The organism is Alteromonas sp. H02 (assembly GCF_059682525.1).
In genome coordinates this window covers 2,625,190-2,640,432 of record NZ_CM185021.1, presented here as the reverse complement: position 1 = coordinate 2,640,432, position 15,243 = coordinate 2,625,190, and the positions used below count along the sequence as shown (strand labels likewise).

Annotated in this window: 18 protein-coding genes and 1 pseudogene; 7 read left to right on the top strand and 12 right to left on the bottom strand. The window is 42.9% G+C overall.

Annotated features, from left to right (window positions below):
- Nucleotides 1–10 precede the first annotated feature (10 nt).
- From AC566Q_RS12310 to AC566Q_RS12290, 5 genes are read left to right on the top strand one after another with little or no spacing between them, the layout of a single operon-like run.
- A complete protein-coding gene (locus tag AC566Q_RS12310) occupies nt 11–364 on the top strand; it encodes a cupredoxin domain-containing protein (RefSeq protein ID WP_044447459.1) in 354 nt (117 codons plus the stop codon).
- Nucleotides 365–410: 46 nt separating this feature from the next.
- Nucleotides 411–734, top strand: coding sequence for a DUF2933 domain-containing protein (locus AC566Q_RS12305; RefSeq protein WP_013755268.1), 324 nt, complete (start codon nt 411–413; stop codon nt 732–734).
- Nucleotides 724–1,377 carry a methyltransferase family protein gene (locus tag AC566Q_RS12300; RefSeq protein ID WP_013755267.1) on the top strand — a complete coding sequence of 218 codons (654 nt, stop codon included), beginning with the start codon at nt 724–726 and terminating at the stop codon, nt 1,375–1,377. Before AC566Q_RS12305 ends, AC566Q_RS12300 begins: the two co-directional genes overlap by 11 nt.
- A 10-nt stretch (nt 1,378–1,387) precedes the next feature.
- Complete coding sequence (locus AC566Q_RS12295; RefSeq protein ID WP_499617070.1) at nt 1,388–1,840, top strand: hypothetical protein; 453 nt, start codon at nt 1,388–1,390, stop codon at nt 1,838–1,840.
- Between the two features lie 49 nt (nt 1,841–1,889).
- The gene (locus tag AC566Q_RS12290) at nt 1,890–2,261 is read left to right on the top strand and encodes a hypothetical protein (protein WP_013755265.1); all 372 of its coding nucleotides are present in this window, start codon (nt 1,890–1,892) and stop codon (nt 2,259–2,261) included.
- Between the two features lie 66 nt (nt 2,262–2,327).
- On the opposite strand, the gene AC566Q_RS12285 is transcribed toward AC566Q_RS12290, so the two are convergent.
- Complete coding sequence (locus AC566Q_RS12285) at nt 2,328–3,212, bottom strand: IS982 family transposase (protein ID WP_487119501.1); 885 nt, start codon at nt 3,210–3,212, stop codon at nt 2,328–2,330.
- A gap of 113 nt (nt 3,213–3,325) precedes the next feature.
- On the opposite strand from AC566Q_RS12285, the gene AC566Q_RS12280 reads away from it, so the two are divergent.
- Nucleotides 3,326–3,817, top strand: coding sequence for a hypothetical protein (locus AC566Q_RS12280; protein ID WP_487119503.1), 492 nt, complete (start codon nt 3,326–3,328; stop codon nt 3,815–3,817).
- A 392-nt stretch (nt 3,818–4,209) separates the two neighbouring features.
- On the opposite strand, the gene AC566Q_RS12275 is transcribed toward AC566Q_RS12280, so the two are convergent.
- The gene (locus AC566Q_RS12275; RefSeq protein ID WP_487119505.1) at nt 4,210–4,584 is read right to left on the bottom strand and encodes a MauE/DoxX family redox-associated membrane protein; all 375 of its coding nucleotides are present in this window, start codon (nt 4,582–4,584) and stop codon (nt 4,210–4,212) included.
- Nucleotides 4,585–4,592: 8 nt separating this feature from the next.
- Here AC566Q_RS12275 and AC566Q_RS12270 point away from each other — a divergent pair, with 8 nt between their 5' ends.
- Nucleotides 4,593–5,573, top strand: a complete 981-nt coding sequence (locus AC566Q_RS12270) for an IS5 family transposase (RefSeq protein WP_487119507.1) — start codon at nt 4,593–4,595, stop codon at nt 5,571–5,573.
- A gap of 181 nt (nt 5,574–5,754) precedes the next feature.
- On the opposite strand, the pseudogene AC566Q_RS12265 reads toward AC566Q_RS12270, so the two are convergent.
- The 10 genes and pseudogenes from AC566Q_RS12265 to cadR form a co-directional block, all read right to left on the bottom strand.
- Nucleotides 5,755–6,521, bottom strand: a pseudogene (locus tag AC566Q_RS12265) (IS5 family transposase).
- 149 nt (nt 6,522–6,670) lie between these two features.
- Nucleotides 6,671–7,417, bottom strand: coding sequence for a copper resistance protein B (locus tag AC566Q_RS12260; protein WP_105937010.1), 747 nt, complete (start codon nt 7,415–7,417; stop codon nt 6,671–6,673).
- 11 nt (nt 7,418–7,428) lie between these two features.
- Nucleotides 7,429–9,228 (bottom strand): copper resistance system multicopper oxidase, encoded by a 1,800-nt coding sequence (locus tag AC566Q_RS12255; protein WP_105937013.1) that lies wholly within the window; start codon nt 9,226–9,228, stop codon nt 7,429–7,431.
- A gap of 97 nt (nt 9,229–9,325) precedes the next feature.
- Nucleotides 9,326–9,709 carry a hypothetical protein gene (locus tag AC566Q_RS12250; protein WP_071980008.1) on the bottom strand — a complete coding sequence of 128 codons (384 nt, stop codon included), beginning with the start codon at nt 9,707–9,709 and terminating at the stop codon, nt 9,326–9,328.
- A gap of 323 nt (nt 9,710–10,032) precedes the next feature.
- Nucleotides 10,033–11,340 (bottom strand): APC family permease, encoded by a 1,308-nt coding sequence (locus AC566Q_RS12245; protein WP_499617064.1) that lies wholly within the window; start codon nt 11,338–11,340, stop codon nt 10,033–10,035.
- Nucleotides 11,341–11,376: 36 nt separating this feature from the next.
- Complete coding sequence (locus tag AC566Q_RS12240) at nt 11,377–11,829, bottom strand: hypothetical protein (protein ID WP_105937008.1); 453 nt, start codon at nt 11,827–11,829, stop codon at nt 11,377–11,379.
- Nucleotides 11,830–11,878: 49 nt separating this feature from the next.
- Entirely contained in the window at nt 11,879–12,778 is a 900-nt protein-coding gene (locus tag AC566Q_RS12235; protein ID WP_499607656.1) for an IS982 family transposase, read from the bottom strand.
- A gap of 245 nt (nt 12,779–13,023) precedes the next feature.
- Complete coding sequence (locus AC566Q_RS12230; protein WP_105937007.1) at nt 13,024–13,866, bottom strand: sterol desaturase family protein; 843 nt, start codon at nt 13,864–13,866, stop codon at nt 13,024–13,026.
- Between the two features lie 76 nt (nt 13,867–13,942).
- On the bottom strand, nt 13,943–14,692 hold the full coding sequence (locus tag AC566Q_RS12225; protein WP_499617059.1) for a helix-turn-helix transcriptional regulator: 750 nt from the start codon (nt 14,690–14,692) through the stop codon (nt 13,943–13,945).
- 142 nt (nt 14,693–14,834) lie between these two features.
- Complete coding sequence (cadR, locus tag AC566Q_RS12220; protein WP_105937005.1) at nt 14,835–15,224, bottom strand: Cd(II)/Pb(II)-responsive transcriptional regulator; 390 nt, start codon at nt 15,222–15,224, stop codon at nt 14,835–14,837.
- Nucleotides 15,225–15,243 lie beyond the last annotated feature (19 nt).

The following is a 15,243-nucleotide window of genomic DNA, read 5'->3' as shown; positions in this document are numbered from 1 at the left end:
GAACCTAAAGATGATGTGGATTAATTTGATAGGGTTAGTCGTGATTGGGCTTATTGTTTGGTGGTTTTGGCTTTACCAAACAAAGTCAACTGAAGTACGAGACGGCAGCATCGAAGTCCGCGTGAAAGATGGCGTATATCAACCTGCCAATATCACAGTGCCCGCGAATGAGTCTGTACAACTGATGTTCTATAGAGAAGATGCGACCCCCTGTGCGGAAACACTACTAATACCCGAGTTGGAGATCAGTGAAACATTAGTGCTTAACAAGCGTGTGATGGTCACTATTCCCCCCAAAAAGGCAGGTCGCTATCCGTTTCATTGTCAGATGCAAATGTACCGTGGCACTTTGGTGATCAAGTGACTTACCGTTTTCTGAAAACTTAAACGACACAAAAGCGAGGTGTATTGTGAATAAACAAAAATTACCTTTTTGGCGCACCCCCAGTGGTTGGTCCGCCATCGGACTTATAGCGGCGGCAAGCTATTTCTTGTTTGTCGAGCATGGTGAACATGTTTTCCCTTATCTACCTTACTTGATCCTGCTGCTATGCCCAGTGATGCATATCTTTATGCACGGAAGTCATGGTAAAGGGCATGAGACACATACTAACGACGAGCAAACATTTAAAGAGCAAACCGAAGACAATGATCAATACAGACAAGGTTATATCGAAGGGTTAGAGCAGGCACGCAAGGAAAGACGTAAAACGGAGAGCGACAATGCACGGTGAATCAGATTATGGGCTTTGGACGTTAGTCATCATTAACTCCGCAATATTTATCTTTTTTGCGTTTAGTTTCGTCAAGCCGAAGTCAAAAACAGACTGGCGAAGCTTAGGCGTATTTTCCGCTTTTATCGTGGCGTTATTTACTGAAATGTATGGTTTCCCGCTTACCATCTATTTTTTGTCCGGTTGGTTAGCCGAAAGTTACCCAGGCGTAGATTTTTTAAGTCACGAAAATGGTCACTTGTGGCATACACTGTTGGGGTTATCTGGCGATGCGCATTGGGATGTACTGCACATCTTGAGTAATGTTCTCATCGTTTTAGGATTCTTTGTTTTATCTGCTTCGTGGAATGTCCTGCATCACGCGCAAAAAACGAGCAGTTTAGCGACCAGCGGTTGGTACGCACGTTGTCGGCATCCCCAATATGTTGCCTTCATTGTGATCATGTTTGGCTTTTTACTGCAATGGCCAACACTACCCACTTTGCTCATGTTTCCCATTCTCATTGTTGTCTATGTTCGACTGGCCAAACGCGAAGAGCAGCACGCCGAAACTGAGTTTGGTGATACCTATAGGCAATATAAGCAAGCCACGCCAGGTTGGTTCCCACGATTTCTCAATTCAAACGTTTCAAGCCCCGTGTAAGGATTACAAAATGAAGAAAGCATTAGTTTCAATATTGTTTGTCGCAGGCGTTTTATCCGCTACCTTTACGAGTGCTCAGACATCCATGAGTGCCGATGAGATGTTACGCAGTAACGAGCGCGTCATGGATGCATTAATGCAACGCATCCAACGGATCAATGACGTTTCTGAGAGGCAAACGTTGATTGTTGAGCATATGAAGATGATGGATACCTACTTAACGAGTATTGAGAAGAGGATCCAAAGTGAATCTAATACTGAACAAAAGATACTATTAAAAGAGACATATAGAAAAGGCCTGCAAAGAAGTCTTGTTCTTATCGAAAGCGGCATATCAGCAAGCGACATTGTTGTGATGGGGAACTCGATAGATGAACATTTGTTGTTAATAGAACAAAGAATGACAGTTTTACAATCGTTAATGCAGCAAGTGGTTAATGCCAATAGCGTTTTAAGTAATTAGTGACGTGACTGACATAACTGTGTAGGTAATTAATTTATAGGAGAAAAGTATGAGCGATTTAGATCACAGAGTGGGCGTTTCTGAGGCTAATTTAGTGGTACGGCATTTGAAGTTAACCGGCATTACCGACGGTAATTTATTAGCAATTGTTGCTGAAATTGATGGGACCTTTGGTATTGATGCCGTTTCATTTGAAGAAGCCAAAAACACTTTGCATATCGGCTATGACGCGACCCACTGCAATTTAGATGGCATTGAGACAATCATTCGTGCACACGGTGCAGACATTTCTGATGACTTTTGGACAAAGATGAAAGAAGGCTACTACCAATTCGTTGACGAAAACATTCGTGAAAATGCGAAACATAAACCCTGGAGCTGCCATCGTGTCCCACCCGGGCAAAGCAATAGAAAGAAATAGCGTAGCGCGAATCGAGCAACTTTATGTTGGACTTCACCAATCAGCACTAATTAACCCGAGATCGGCTTAAGCAACGACCATTGAATTCCGCTCAACATCACTAATATTCAGGGATGGCTTGTTTTTCTTGAGGCAATAAGCGACCAAGCCTGCCATCAGATTGAGTGTAAAACCATTCATACTGCGATGTCTTGAGTGCTCGATGAATGAAATGTTCTTCAATTGGTCGTTGATTGTTTCAATAATGAAGCGTTTTGAGAGCATCGCTCTGTCCCATAAAGACATCGCTTTTGCTTTCATATTTTTGCGAACCGTAGTGATAAGCTCAACGCCCTTTTCAAATAAATTGGCTTCGAGTGCTTTGCTCAGATAGCCTTTGTCGCCGTACAATTTAGCCGGTAAATGTCGCGCTAATTCCTCGACGGGTTTTGTGTCGTGTACATTACCCGTCGTCACTTTTGCCGCCACAATTTCACCGAGATGATTCACTATCAAGTGTAACTTAAAGCCATAAAACCAGCCCATAGTGCCTTTTCCTCGTTGGGCAATACCATCGAAGGTTTTATGTCGGGGTATTCGAATATTATGGCACACCTTAAGACTTGTAGAGTCAATGAATTCAATACCTGTAGGCTTTCCCTTAAGTGAACTAAAGTATGCGCACATGGGTACAATGGTACGAGGCATTACTTCTAAAAAGCGCGTATAGCTGAGCAGTTCAGGAAAGTCTTTTCGATAGAAGGCCTTCACATATCCCAAATAGTAATTCTTAAAATCGCGATGATGTGACATATGGAAACCGATAATAATGGTCATCATTTCACTCATTGACATACGGCACTCCCGCCTTCTTACTCGAGTACCATCTTCAAGCAATTGCTTTTGCCATTGAGGGATAAAGACTTTGCAAAAATCATCGACATCACAAAATAATTCAGCTAACTTCTTCATGCCGGTTCCTTGGTTGGTCCAATTTTCTTAGTCGAAAGATCGGATCTTGGAACCGGCATTTAGTTCAATTTCTTAAACAGGATTCGGGTTAATTAAAACAGGATATTAGCACTGTGGATCATAGTAAGAATGAAATGGGATTCGAACCGGCGCACATACAAAGTATTCTTTATTTTGTATCTCACAGCGAACCTGTCACAATCTCCGACGAGCAAGCCCTTGATGTTATTGCACAACTTCGTACCCCTCACCTTGACGCAGGAGATCTTATTCTCACGTTTGGCGCTCAAGAAAACAAACCATCAAACCTTTTTACGGGTGATAAACGAGCTTTAAAGGCGGTTAACCGAATGCAACATAACGGTGTATTAGCAATGGAAGGTTGCCATATGCTCCTGTTGGAAGAGGCTATCCGTTTGCTTATGATGTGTGGTGATAGAGATCAGGTTATTGCAAGTATCCAATCTCGTCCACATGTAGATAAAGCGATTGATATATGTTTTCGTGACATAGCGTCGGTAGACGATGCCTTGAAAAGCTACATAGAAAGCATTCGTTCTCAGTGCAGTTTACTGTCATTCGGGTTAACCCCAAACATTTGTTAACATGGAAATTTGGCCTGTTATTTGCTTTAGATAATGTGTGTGTTATCCGGCACACCAGTTTTTAATGAGATCAACGCGAACAGAAGGGTTTCCACGATGCTAAATACCGATTTACTCCAAGTCACGAACACGCCAAATCAAGCCATTAAACCAACAGACAACGAAACCAAACAAAGTGAAGACGGGGGTTGTAACAAAGAGAAGTTTGAAGATTCGCTAGAAAAAGCTTTCAAAGCATTCTCGACAAAGAGTGACGATTAAAAACGTGGCAAATTTTGGCCGCTGGAAGCGCCTATTTTCCCATTGCGGGCAAATGGGCGCATAAAGTATTTTAGAGCAATTTGGAAAGTGATTGTGGCTTCATCAATAGGTGTTAGAGCAACACCCAATGTTTAAGCTCCAATTGCTTGATAAAGCATCCAAATTCCAGCACCAATCATAAACAAATTTTCAGTAAGCGAAACAAAACCGAGGGGAACATTACTGTCTCCGCCGACGCAAGCGCATTTCAACTCGCGTTTATCTACGTAAACAGCTTTAAATACCGATACTGCACCAATGGTTCCAATAAAGAGAGATACGGGGCCAACGACATAGCCTGATATTCCGGCAAGCATACCAATCCCAGCGAACGCTTCCGCAAATGGATAAACGTAACCGTATCGCACACTGCGCATCGCTAGTAAATCATAAGTAATAAAAGAATTAGGGAAGATGCGAATAAGTCCTGAATGTGAGATCATAGCTGCATAGTGAATCACAGCCATTACCGCCCTTGAGCCAACAGTTAACTTTTGCCGATAGTGAGTTTTCCAGCAAGCGCCGCCAGACTCGTAAAGAGATATTCTTATCCAGAATGGATAAACTGCTGCCGTGGCCTCAACTGCTGGAAGTGATTGAACCCTTTTATCCTAAAGCTGGCAATGGCAGACGTCCGTACGCGCTTGAGACCATGTTTCGCATTCATTGTATGCAGCAATGGTATAGCCTCGGTGATGAAGCCATGGAAGATGCATTATATGAAATTGCTTCGATGCGTCAATTTGCGCAACTATCACTGGATAAAGCCATTCCTGACCGCACAACCATTATGAACTTCCGGCACTTGCTGGAAAAACACAAGCTGACTCGCCAATTATTCAAAACGGTTAATCAATGGCTGTCTGACTGCGGTGTGATGATGACGCAGGGCACACTGGTGGATGCCACGATTATTGAAGCACCCAGCTCCACTAAAAGCAAAAAGAATGAACGTGACCCGGATATGCATCAGACCAAGAAAGGTAATGAGTGGTACTTCGGTATGAAAGCCCATATCGGTGTGGATGCCAAGAGCGGCCTGACCCATACGCTGGTGACCACCGCCGCCAACGAACATGACCTGAATCAGATGAAGAACCTGTTGCATGGCGATGAGGAATTCATCTCTGGCGATGCTGGATATCAAGGCGCAGAGAAGCGTGAAGAACTTAAAGAAAAGGATGTGGAATGGCTGATTGCTGAGCGTCCTGGAAAAGTTCGGGCACTGAAAAAGCATCCCCGCAAAAACAAAACGGCCATCAACATCGAATATTTAAAAGCCAGCATCCGAGCAAAAGTTGAGCACCCGTTTCGCATCATCAAATGCCAATTTGGTTTTATCAAAGCTCGCTATAAGGGACTGGTGAAAAACGACAGTCAATTGGCTATGTTATTCACTCTGGCGAACGTGTTTAAAGTTGACCAGATGTTGCGACGACAGCCAAGATCTGTCTAGAATCCGGGAATAGCCCGAAATAAGGCCAAAATCCTGCCTAAAACGGCGGCATATTGGCCTAAACTGCAAAATTAGAGTTTAAAAATTAGGCAGGTGATGCTGCGGCTTAACTGAGCGTTAAACTGCAGGACTTATTCGCAGTTTCCCTAAGGCTTGTTGATCTTTGCTGTACATATTTCACTCAGCAATACATCGGCAACCACATCATCGAAAATGCCAGTGAAACCATACTGGCATAATTCCTCGCTAATTTTTCATACCTAGTTGATATTGCACGATAATGCTTTATTCGTGCGAATGCATTTTCTACTAAGTGCCGATACTTATATAGACACCAATCGACACTGCTTTTGTCTATATCCTGGCCATAATTGCGTTTGGGTATGACTGAAGTCCCCCCTTTGGCTTCGATATATTTCCTCAATGTGTCACTATCGTAGCCTTTGTCACCGACGAAAATGTTTACTTCCCTTAAATGGTCAACCAGACTTTGAGCCCGAGCAATGTCATTTCTCTGGCCCCCTGATAGTTCAAAATAAATTGGAAGCCCACCACTATCCACGGCTAAATGTATTTTTGTGGAGTTACCACCTCGGCTCTTTCCTATACATTCACTATCCTCAGTAGCCGCTCCGGTACAATGCTGGTGAGCTTTAACAATAGAGCCGTCAGCAAAGACCCAATCGTAATCAGAGAGTTTTGCTAACTCATTGCATTGAATAACATGTTTAATAAACCTTTCTTCGACCACAAATTAAACCGGCGATAAACAGCACTCCAATCACCAAACTCTGTTGGTAAATCACGCCACGGAATTCCGGTTCTCAGCCGGAAGAGTATCCCTTCAAACGTCATTCTGTGTTCTGGTTTATTATAAATGCGGCCCGTGCTTTTCATTACTTGAAGTAGCTTTTGCCACCGTTTATCAGTTAGCATTAGTCTCGGCATGATATTGAGTTGTTAGTTTATTTTTGGCGAAACAAATTACAACTCTTTATCATGCCGCTCAAAAACTAATCACGAAAGATCAACACGCCTTAGTAATGCGACTGACAACTGAATCAGTAACGCCGTAAACTGTTGGGATAATTCAGACATTAGAACCACACTCGGGCACCGAGAACCACACCTGCTTCATGCACAGGATCGCCTAGGCCACGTAGATTATCCGCTGAGTTTCCCAAAGCTCTAGACCAATAGGCACCAATATACGGGGCAAATTCCCGTGAGACCTCCATTCGATAGCGAAGGCCAACACGAATTGAATTAAACCCAGAAGGTCTATCAAACCGTTCTGACTCAGAAAGTGAAGCAGAGAGTGATATTCGCGGTTGCAAATATGAGGTTTGTGAAATGCGATAGTCATACTCGGCTTCCATTGAGACACTGACATCACCTTCTTCGTTAATAATAAGTGAACTATCTACTTCGAATTGATAGGGTGCCATTCCAAAAAGACTAATAACAGCATAATTTTCCATATTACTGTCACTCGTCAATTCGCCACGGGCGCCAATTCCAACCTGAATCTCCCAAAAGGGTGCAATTAAGCGACTAGCAAGCAATTCAGCTCTTTCAATGTCGGTTGGTTCACCATCGTTTTGTTTATTTTCACCTTCACTTTTAAAATAAAGACGGTACGTGTCGCCTCCATACCATGCGATCATATCCCAAACCGCGATGTTCTCCTCACGGTTGTTGCGCGCTACTTCTAGCCTGTCAAATAGAACAATACCATTAAGTGTGTCTTTGACCGGCGATGGCCAGCTTTCAGGCGTTTCTTGTGCGACAGTGCGAAGTGTAGCGGTAAGTATTATTAGTCCAAATATAATTCGCAAATTCATGAAGATACTCCTTAAGAAACGTTTACAACGCGGAACATACCAGCGTCCATGTGATATAGAAGGTGACAATGAAATGCCCAATTGCCAGGTGCGTCAGCGTTGATCAGTAAAGAGACTTTTTCGCTCGGTTTGAGACTGATCGTGTGTTTACGAGGGGAAGGGGAGTTACCATTTTCCAGCTCCATCCACATACCGTGAAGATGGATGGGGTGATACATCATCGAATCATTGACAAGAATGAGACGCACGCGTTCCCCGTACTTAAAGTGAATTGGCTTATCCACTTCAGTGAATTTTTTTCCATCAAAAGACCACATGTATCTTTCCATGTTACCGGTCAAATGCAGTTCGATGGTTTGTGTTGGTTCACGGTTATCTGGCCACTGCTTGGCACCTGTAAGGTCTGAATAAACAAGTACCTTGTGAGAAACTCCATCAAACCCTATTCCAGGGTCGTCTAGTCGGCTGATCGGATTTTTGGCAATCATAGACGCACCTGGTCCGTGACCGTCCGGTGAGTGCGTAATAGGGATTCCGTCCACAGGAACTACCTTGTTTTGCATCGCTGCCATCGAATGATTAGGACCGTGATTTTCTTGGCCACCATAAGTCTCCTTGTTGTTCGTAGCGTCCATTGAATCCATGTCAGCCATTCCCGACATCCCCATAGCGTCCATACCTAATTCAGGCATTGGGCGAAGTGCCGGGATACTTGCTTCTTTGCCGACAGATGTTGCCAATGTGCCTCTGGCATAGCCACTTCTGTCCATGCTTTGTGCAAAAATGGTATAGGTTTTAGTATCTTTGGGTTTTACGATGACATCATAGGTCTCTGCAACAGCGATCCGTATTTCACCTACTGTTACTGGCTTAACAGGCTGACCATCTACTGCAACAACTGTCAGATCCAACCCTGGAACTTGGAAATCAAAATAGGTCATTGCTGACCCGTTAATAAGCCTAAGGCGTATGCTTTCTCCGGGTTTGTACAATGCAGTCCAGTTTGTTTGCGGGTCACGGCCGTTCATCAGGTATGTATAGGTCGCGCCGGTTACATCGAGTATGTCTCTTGGGTTCATGCGCATACGAGACCACATTGCTCGTTCTTTGACCGTATTGATCAGTCCTTGGCTCTTTATATCTTTAATCGTGTTTTCGACTGTACGCTGCTGATAATTATAATAGCCCTCAGCAACTTTAAGGTGACGGAAAACATCGTGAGGGTCTTCAAAGGTCCAGTCGCTGAGAATAATGGTGTGCTCCCGATCTGCACCGATGTCGCCATCTTTTGGTTCAATAACCATGGGGCCAAGGTGCCCAAGCTGCTCCTGAAGACCTGAATGACTGTGGTACCAATATGTACCGTTTTGTTCAATATCGAATTCATAGGTAAAGGTACTGCCAGCGGCGATACCGGGAAACGATACGCCAGGTACACCGTCCATCGTGTAAGGGAGTATCAATCCGTGCCAGTGGATTGACGTACTTTCAAGCAAGTTGTTAGTTACATTTATAGTGACATGCTGACCTTCTTTTAGACGCACTAACGGGCCCGGTGACGAACCATTAATTGTAATTGGTAGGCCAGCTGCGCTTGCAATACGCTTGTGCTGCCTGCTAATCATCATATCGATGTTTTCCCCGCTGACAACGTTGTTTCCAAAACTTGGTTTTAACTCTTGCCCAGCATGAGATAAGCCCTCTGGATTAGCCCAGGCTGGTGAAATTTGACGTAAAAGCGCTGTCCCACCTAATGTCAAAGCGGCAGACTTAACGAATCTGCGCCTATCTTTATTTAATTGGTTTAACATAAATTGTTCTCTAATTTGATGGATAGATTCAGACACATGCTTACGTTAAAACGGACCGAGCATGTACCGAGTTTTCGTAGTTAAAACTAGAACGGGCTTATGCTATTGGGGGTCTAAGCAATCTAGAAGGAGGAGACCGTAGTAAATCACCTTCGAATAATGAGAAAACATAATCAAATGACTTAATTTTGTAGTGATAATTGCCGGTCAGTAGCCAAATTGTAAAACAATTTCCATGAGAACAATCGCAAGATCCTGTGCAGCACTCCTCATGACAGCTCTCATCAACATTATCTTCAATGTGCATTTGAACATGCAGCTTTGCTTGTTCAATTTCCGGTGTTCCCTTCATGGATGAGATGTTGCCAGTACCTTCACTTTCGCAACCCAATACAGATGAACCATAAGTCACACTTGCAATAAGCATCAAGCACTTGATAAGTGTACTTAAAGCTATTGTCGTGTGGTCGTCGTGAGTCATCTAAATTTACAATCCTTTAATAGCTGCAATTCGACACAGTGTAAAAATTACCTATCCGCGCATAACATTTACAGCGTCAGATGGCTTATGCCGTTTGCTTAGTATATATTTACGGTTTACCTAAGACAATCCAATATTTGTGCCATAAGTTCTTTAATACGTGATATTGCTGTTACAATTATCAATCAATGAGCTGAATAAAGTAACGATTTTCATTCGCCGGAAAATACGGATTACAATTTAGTGTGAGATTACTTCTACTAAAATCAGAATGTGGAAAAGAGTTATGCAGACCTCAGTTACCTATCTATATAACAGTAAAATCATTTTCTTTTGCGGCTAAGATAAAGCTTCTCTGCGGTAATTATCAGAAACAAGCCCGCTAATGACGTCCAAATTACGATGCTATCCGTTTTCACCTTAACGACGATGAAAGCTATCAGTACAATTAAATCTAATATAATGGCGGTTAACAGTATAAACCGGTTGGCAGAAATTTCTTTACGCAGGTAGTTTAGTACGCCCCAGTGAATCGCAATATCCATCACCAGATAGAAAATCACACCCAAAGAAGCGATTCTGCTTAAATCAAAAAATATCGTTAACGTCATAGCAAGGACTATTGTATATACCAGCGTGTGTTTTTGGATATTTCCTGGCATACCAAAATGGCTGTGTGGTACAAGCTCCATGTCAGTTAGCATCGCTAACATACGCGATACAGCGAATACACTTGCGATGACGCCTGACACGGTAGCAATTATCGCAAAACCGACTGTTATCCAAAGTCCATATTGTCCGAAGGCTGGTTTTGCTGCTTCTGCCAATGCATAATCGCGCGCTGCGACGATCTCCTGGATTGATAGGTTTGTTCCAACTGCTGCGGCAACTAATAGGTATATGAAAATACAAATCGCAATTGAAATGACTATTGCGCGACCCACGTTTTTACGTGGATTTTCGATTTCACCGCCACTATTTGTTATTGTAGTAAAACCTTTAAATGCCAATACGGCTAGCGCGACGGCCCCCAGAAAGTCAACAATCGAAGCGTCGGTCGTTTGAACAAAAGTGTCAACAACTCCTCTTTGGGCCGCATATATTCCTCCAGACGCTAATACCGCCAATCCTAAAGCTTTGGCGATTCCCATTACAAATGAAATAGATTGGATAGCCTTGTTACTCATAATGTTTATGAAAAAGGCAAAGATCAATACTGCTACACCTAACGCTGGGACAAACCAATCGTTGGGTTTTGTATTAATTATTTGTACGGTATATTGACCAAATGTCCGCGCAACTAAGCTTTCATTAATTACCATTGAAAAGTACATGAGTAATGCGAAAACCGCAGTGGCAGTCCCCTTGCCATAAGCTTTTTGTAAAAACATGGCAATCCCTCCTGCAGAAGGATAAGCATTGGATAACTTCACGTAGGAATACGCGCTTGCTGATGTGATCATTGCCGCTATGATAAAGGCTAATGGGAACCACTCGCGGGCCAATTCAGCCACTTGTCCGGTCAAAGCAAAGATACCTGCACCGATCATGACACCTGTACCCATTGCAACCGCGCCAATAAGACTGAGACTTCCTTCTTTGTAATTTGACTTGTGTTGGTGCTTCCTCACAACCTCACTCCATAGTTTATGAATCCAATGAAAGGCTTATAATTCGTGCGCTCGGTTAATACCATGTGCCATTATTTTAATCTCTTGTTGTTCGGTTTCTATAATAGAATCAAGTAGTTCTATTTGATGCCCAACGACCATTTGCTTCCTTAGATACGAAAATAATTCGATAATTTGTTGATGGCGTTTCATAACGTGCTCTATGACCTGTTCATAAGTAGTGCAATCATCTAGGTTAGGCGGACACAGCAAAGGTATGTCAGGCTTATCGTTTATGTACTCAACAAAATAAGTATCCAATTCTCCGGTTTTACCTAAGTTTTTGAAGGCTAAGATCAGCTTACTTAGGTGGTTTTCATGCATTGCGAGATAATCGAGTACAAGTTTGTTCAAATCCGTCTTCTTACAACAGCAATGCAGTTGTTCAGCGAGAGCCTTATGGTAATTAGCTGTCCACTCTAAAATGTCACTGAATTGCTCAATTTGCATTTGTTTTTCCTCGAAATAACGATAACTGCTAAGTTAACCTCAGATCTGGTTAAGCCAGCATTAGATTGTTGCTCTCTAACAGTTCAAGCTCCTGAGACGTCAAGTCCAATGATGGCTTTTCTTCTTTTAAACAGTAGGCGATGAGTCCGCCGAGCAAATTCAACATAAACCCGTGCATGCTGCGGTGTCGTGAGTGTTCGATGTAAGAAATATTCTTCAATTGATCGTTCACCGTCTCAATGATGAATCGCTTCTTTAAGATAGCCCGGTCCCACAGGGATATGAACTTTTTCTTCATGTTCTTTCGAACCGTTGTGAGCAACTCAACGCCTTTGTCCAACAGCTCTCCAGATAGTGCTTTGCTGATATACCCTTTGTCACCGTAGAGTTTACCAAATAGCGAGTCGGCCATTTCTGCCACCGGTTTTCGGTCATCCACGTTGCCCTTTGTGAGTTTCAGTGCCACGATTTCGCCCAGGTGATTGATGATCAAATGCAGTTTAAATCCAAACGACCAGCCCATTGTGCCTTTGCCATGCTGGGCAATGCCTTCAAACACTTTATTTCTCTTAGCGCGAATGATGTGACATACCTCTATCTTGGTGGAATCGACAAATTGTATTCCGGTGGGTTCGCCAAGCTTTGACGTTAGGTAACTGCACATAGGAACGACGACACCAGGCATCAGAGCAAGAAACCGCGTATAGCTTAATAACTCTGGAAAGTAGGATTTGAGCTGGCGACAAACATAGTGAAGATAGTAATTCTTGAAATCTCGGTAATGCGACTGGTGGAAATGGATAATGATGGTCATCACTTCGGCGGGAGATAAGCGGCAGGCTCTGCGACGCTTGATATCTCCGTTCTCTAACAGCATGCATTGCCAGTGCTTGATAAATAACTGGCAGAAATCATCGACATCGCAGTAGGTTTCAACTAACTTATTCACGCTCGTTCCTTCTTTTTGGACCAATTACTCTTGGTCGAATGATCGGATCAGGGAACGAGCGTTTAGTTCCTTCGATTTCTTAACTTCTTATCCGAAGCTCAGGTTAAGTTAGGCTACCGAACATAAGTAATTAACTCATGACGCTGCTATTACTGTTTGATTACATGTTTGTAATATTCCTCATGAATAATAGTCTGGAGCAGCAATTGTCGAGCAGTTGATTAGAAAACCAAAAGCTAAATCTTTCACTTAAAAGGCTGAAAAAGCTGCGAGATATAATTTTGTGGGTAATTAGGTTGACTACCAATTCCTAGCTCCCCATTACGTGGTGAGGGTCGTTCATTAGAATTGGTGACGAATGTGCCAAGGAGGTGATCCCATAAATGTGTAAACAACCCAAAATTAACGTCACCTCTGGTACCGTCTTTTACGTGATGATGTCGGTGACCTGGGGCAACAGCCCAAACATATTTTAGCGGGCCAAGCCGCATATCAACGTTAGAGTGTTGCAACAGCAACTGTATGGTAGCACTAAACCCTAACAATGCGCCTATTTCTAAGGGCATACCTATCAAAAGTAATGGGAGTGTACCTGCACTTAGTTCAATCGCTTGGTGAAGGGGATGCTTTAACAATCCATTGAACCCGTACATTCGTTCAACGCTATGATGAACCGCGTGTAAGCGCCAAAGCACTTTGTATTTATGACTAAAATAATGTGCCATCGTTATCCCAAAGTCAGCGACGATGATGGCAAAGCCAAGTTGTACTAGTAGTGGCCAATGGTGAGGCCAAATACTGAAGTGGGGCACTATCGCGGTCATTATTGGGATAAACGCGACCGTGAGAGCCAAAGAGCCTTCATTGACAATGGCATGCACTATATCTCGCCCGAAATCTCCCTGCGGTGTATTCCATGCTTTTTCATATGGTAACCATTTCTCAGCTACAAAAGATAAGGCGATGGCGAATAAAAGCAGGGGGATAAGCCAAGCTGGAGATCCTGTGTTTTGGGAAATACTGGTTGCAGCAAAGATAAAGCTTAAAAAAAATAATGGACTGAACATCCATTGGACCAACGTTCTCATAGTATTTACACATTCGCGTTTTTATTGATGCGTATATTATTCCCTAGTCAAACTTGATTCGGCTTGTATCAAACGGCTAATTACTGTGAATTTTAATGGTGTGCGGTTTGAATAACGAGGAAGGTGCAAATCCAAACAGCTGTTTAAACGTTTTACTCATATGAGGTAAGTCAGAAAAACCCGAAGCATGGGCAGCCTCAGTCAATGTTGCTGACTTACTCAGTTGTTCTATTGCGGCGCGCACACGCCACCAGACAATAAAACGACTAATAGGTATACCCACTTCTTGCTTAAAAAGATGTGTGAGACGACTTGGGGACAAGAAAACCTTCGATGATAAAAACGCCATATCGATTGCACAACCTCGCTGCGAAGCAATAATGTCGATGACGGCTCGTACCCGTTTATCCTCTGGGCGCGATGAAAGCGGAGGACTGTAGACTAGCCCTACCGCTTTATTTACTGTTTTCCACACTTTGTCGATATCGACGTCAGTAAATAGATGCTGAGAAATGGATCCCAATTCTTTGCCAGTAAGCGGCAGAGTATTAATTCCATTACTCCTGGCTTGACGTAAGGCAATGAGAAATTGTTGGTTTTGCCTATCTTCAGGCTCTAAATAGATGACTACAATTTGATGATCCTGTGCCAAAACCTTGTGAGGGACATCTTCGAAAATCACAATACATTGTCCGGTGTGAATACTTTGTGCTCTGTAATCTTGAACCGAGATGTCTTTGTCTAAACTAATGCAAATTTGGACAGCATGATGTGCATGAACATTATTGTCAGGACTGACTCCGATGTAATCGCTTTGTAGGGCCACAAATGAATATGCATAGCTGCCTCAGAATCAAAAGTTCAGGCTAGTGTTTTTTGCTTCACAAATCTATACGCATGAAGAATGTTAGCCGATAGATACACGTTAAGGCGAGTGCGCACAGTGAAACTGTGTGCTTCTTACACTTTTAAGTGTGTAAATAATTTAAAATGCCACAGTCCCTAATGGTTTTGTTTTGATCACACTTTGACGCCATATTTTCGAGTGATGACTTTAATGCGTTTAGCTCTTCAATGCGAATAATGACGTCTGATAAATGCTTAGCTATTAACGTATTGATATTTGAACAGCTCTGATCTGGCCTCGAACGACTGTCCATTAGCGTTTTTACTTCCATGATAGACATATCTAATGAACGACACTGTTTGATAAACAGGAGTTGTTCAATAGTCCCCTTGTCGTAGACACGATAATTTCCACTTGAGCGCTTAAGCTCAGGCAAGAGCCCCTTCTTTTCATAAAAACGAATGGTCTGAATACTACAACCTGTCGTCTTTGCGACATCACCAATTTTCATTTTTTTCTCCTAACCGTTG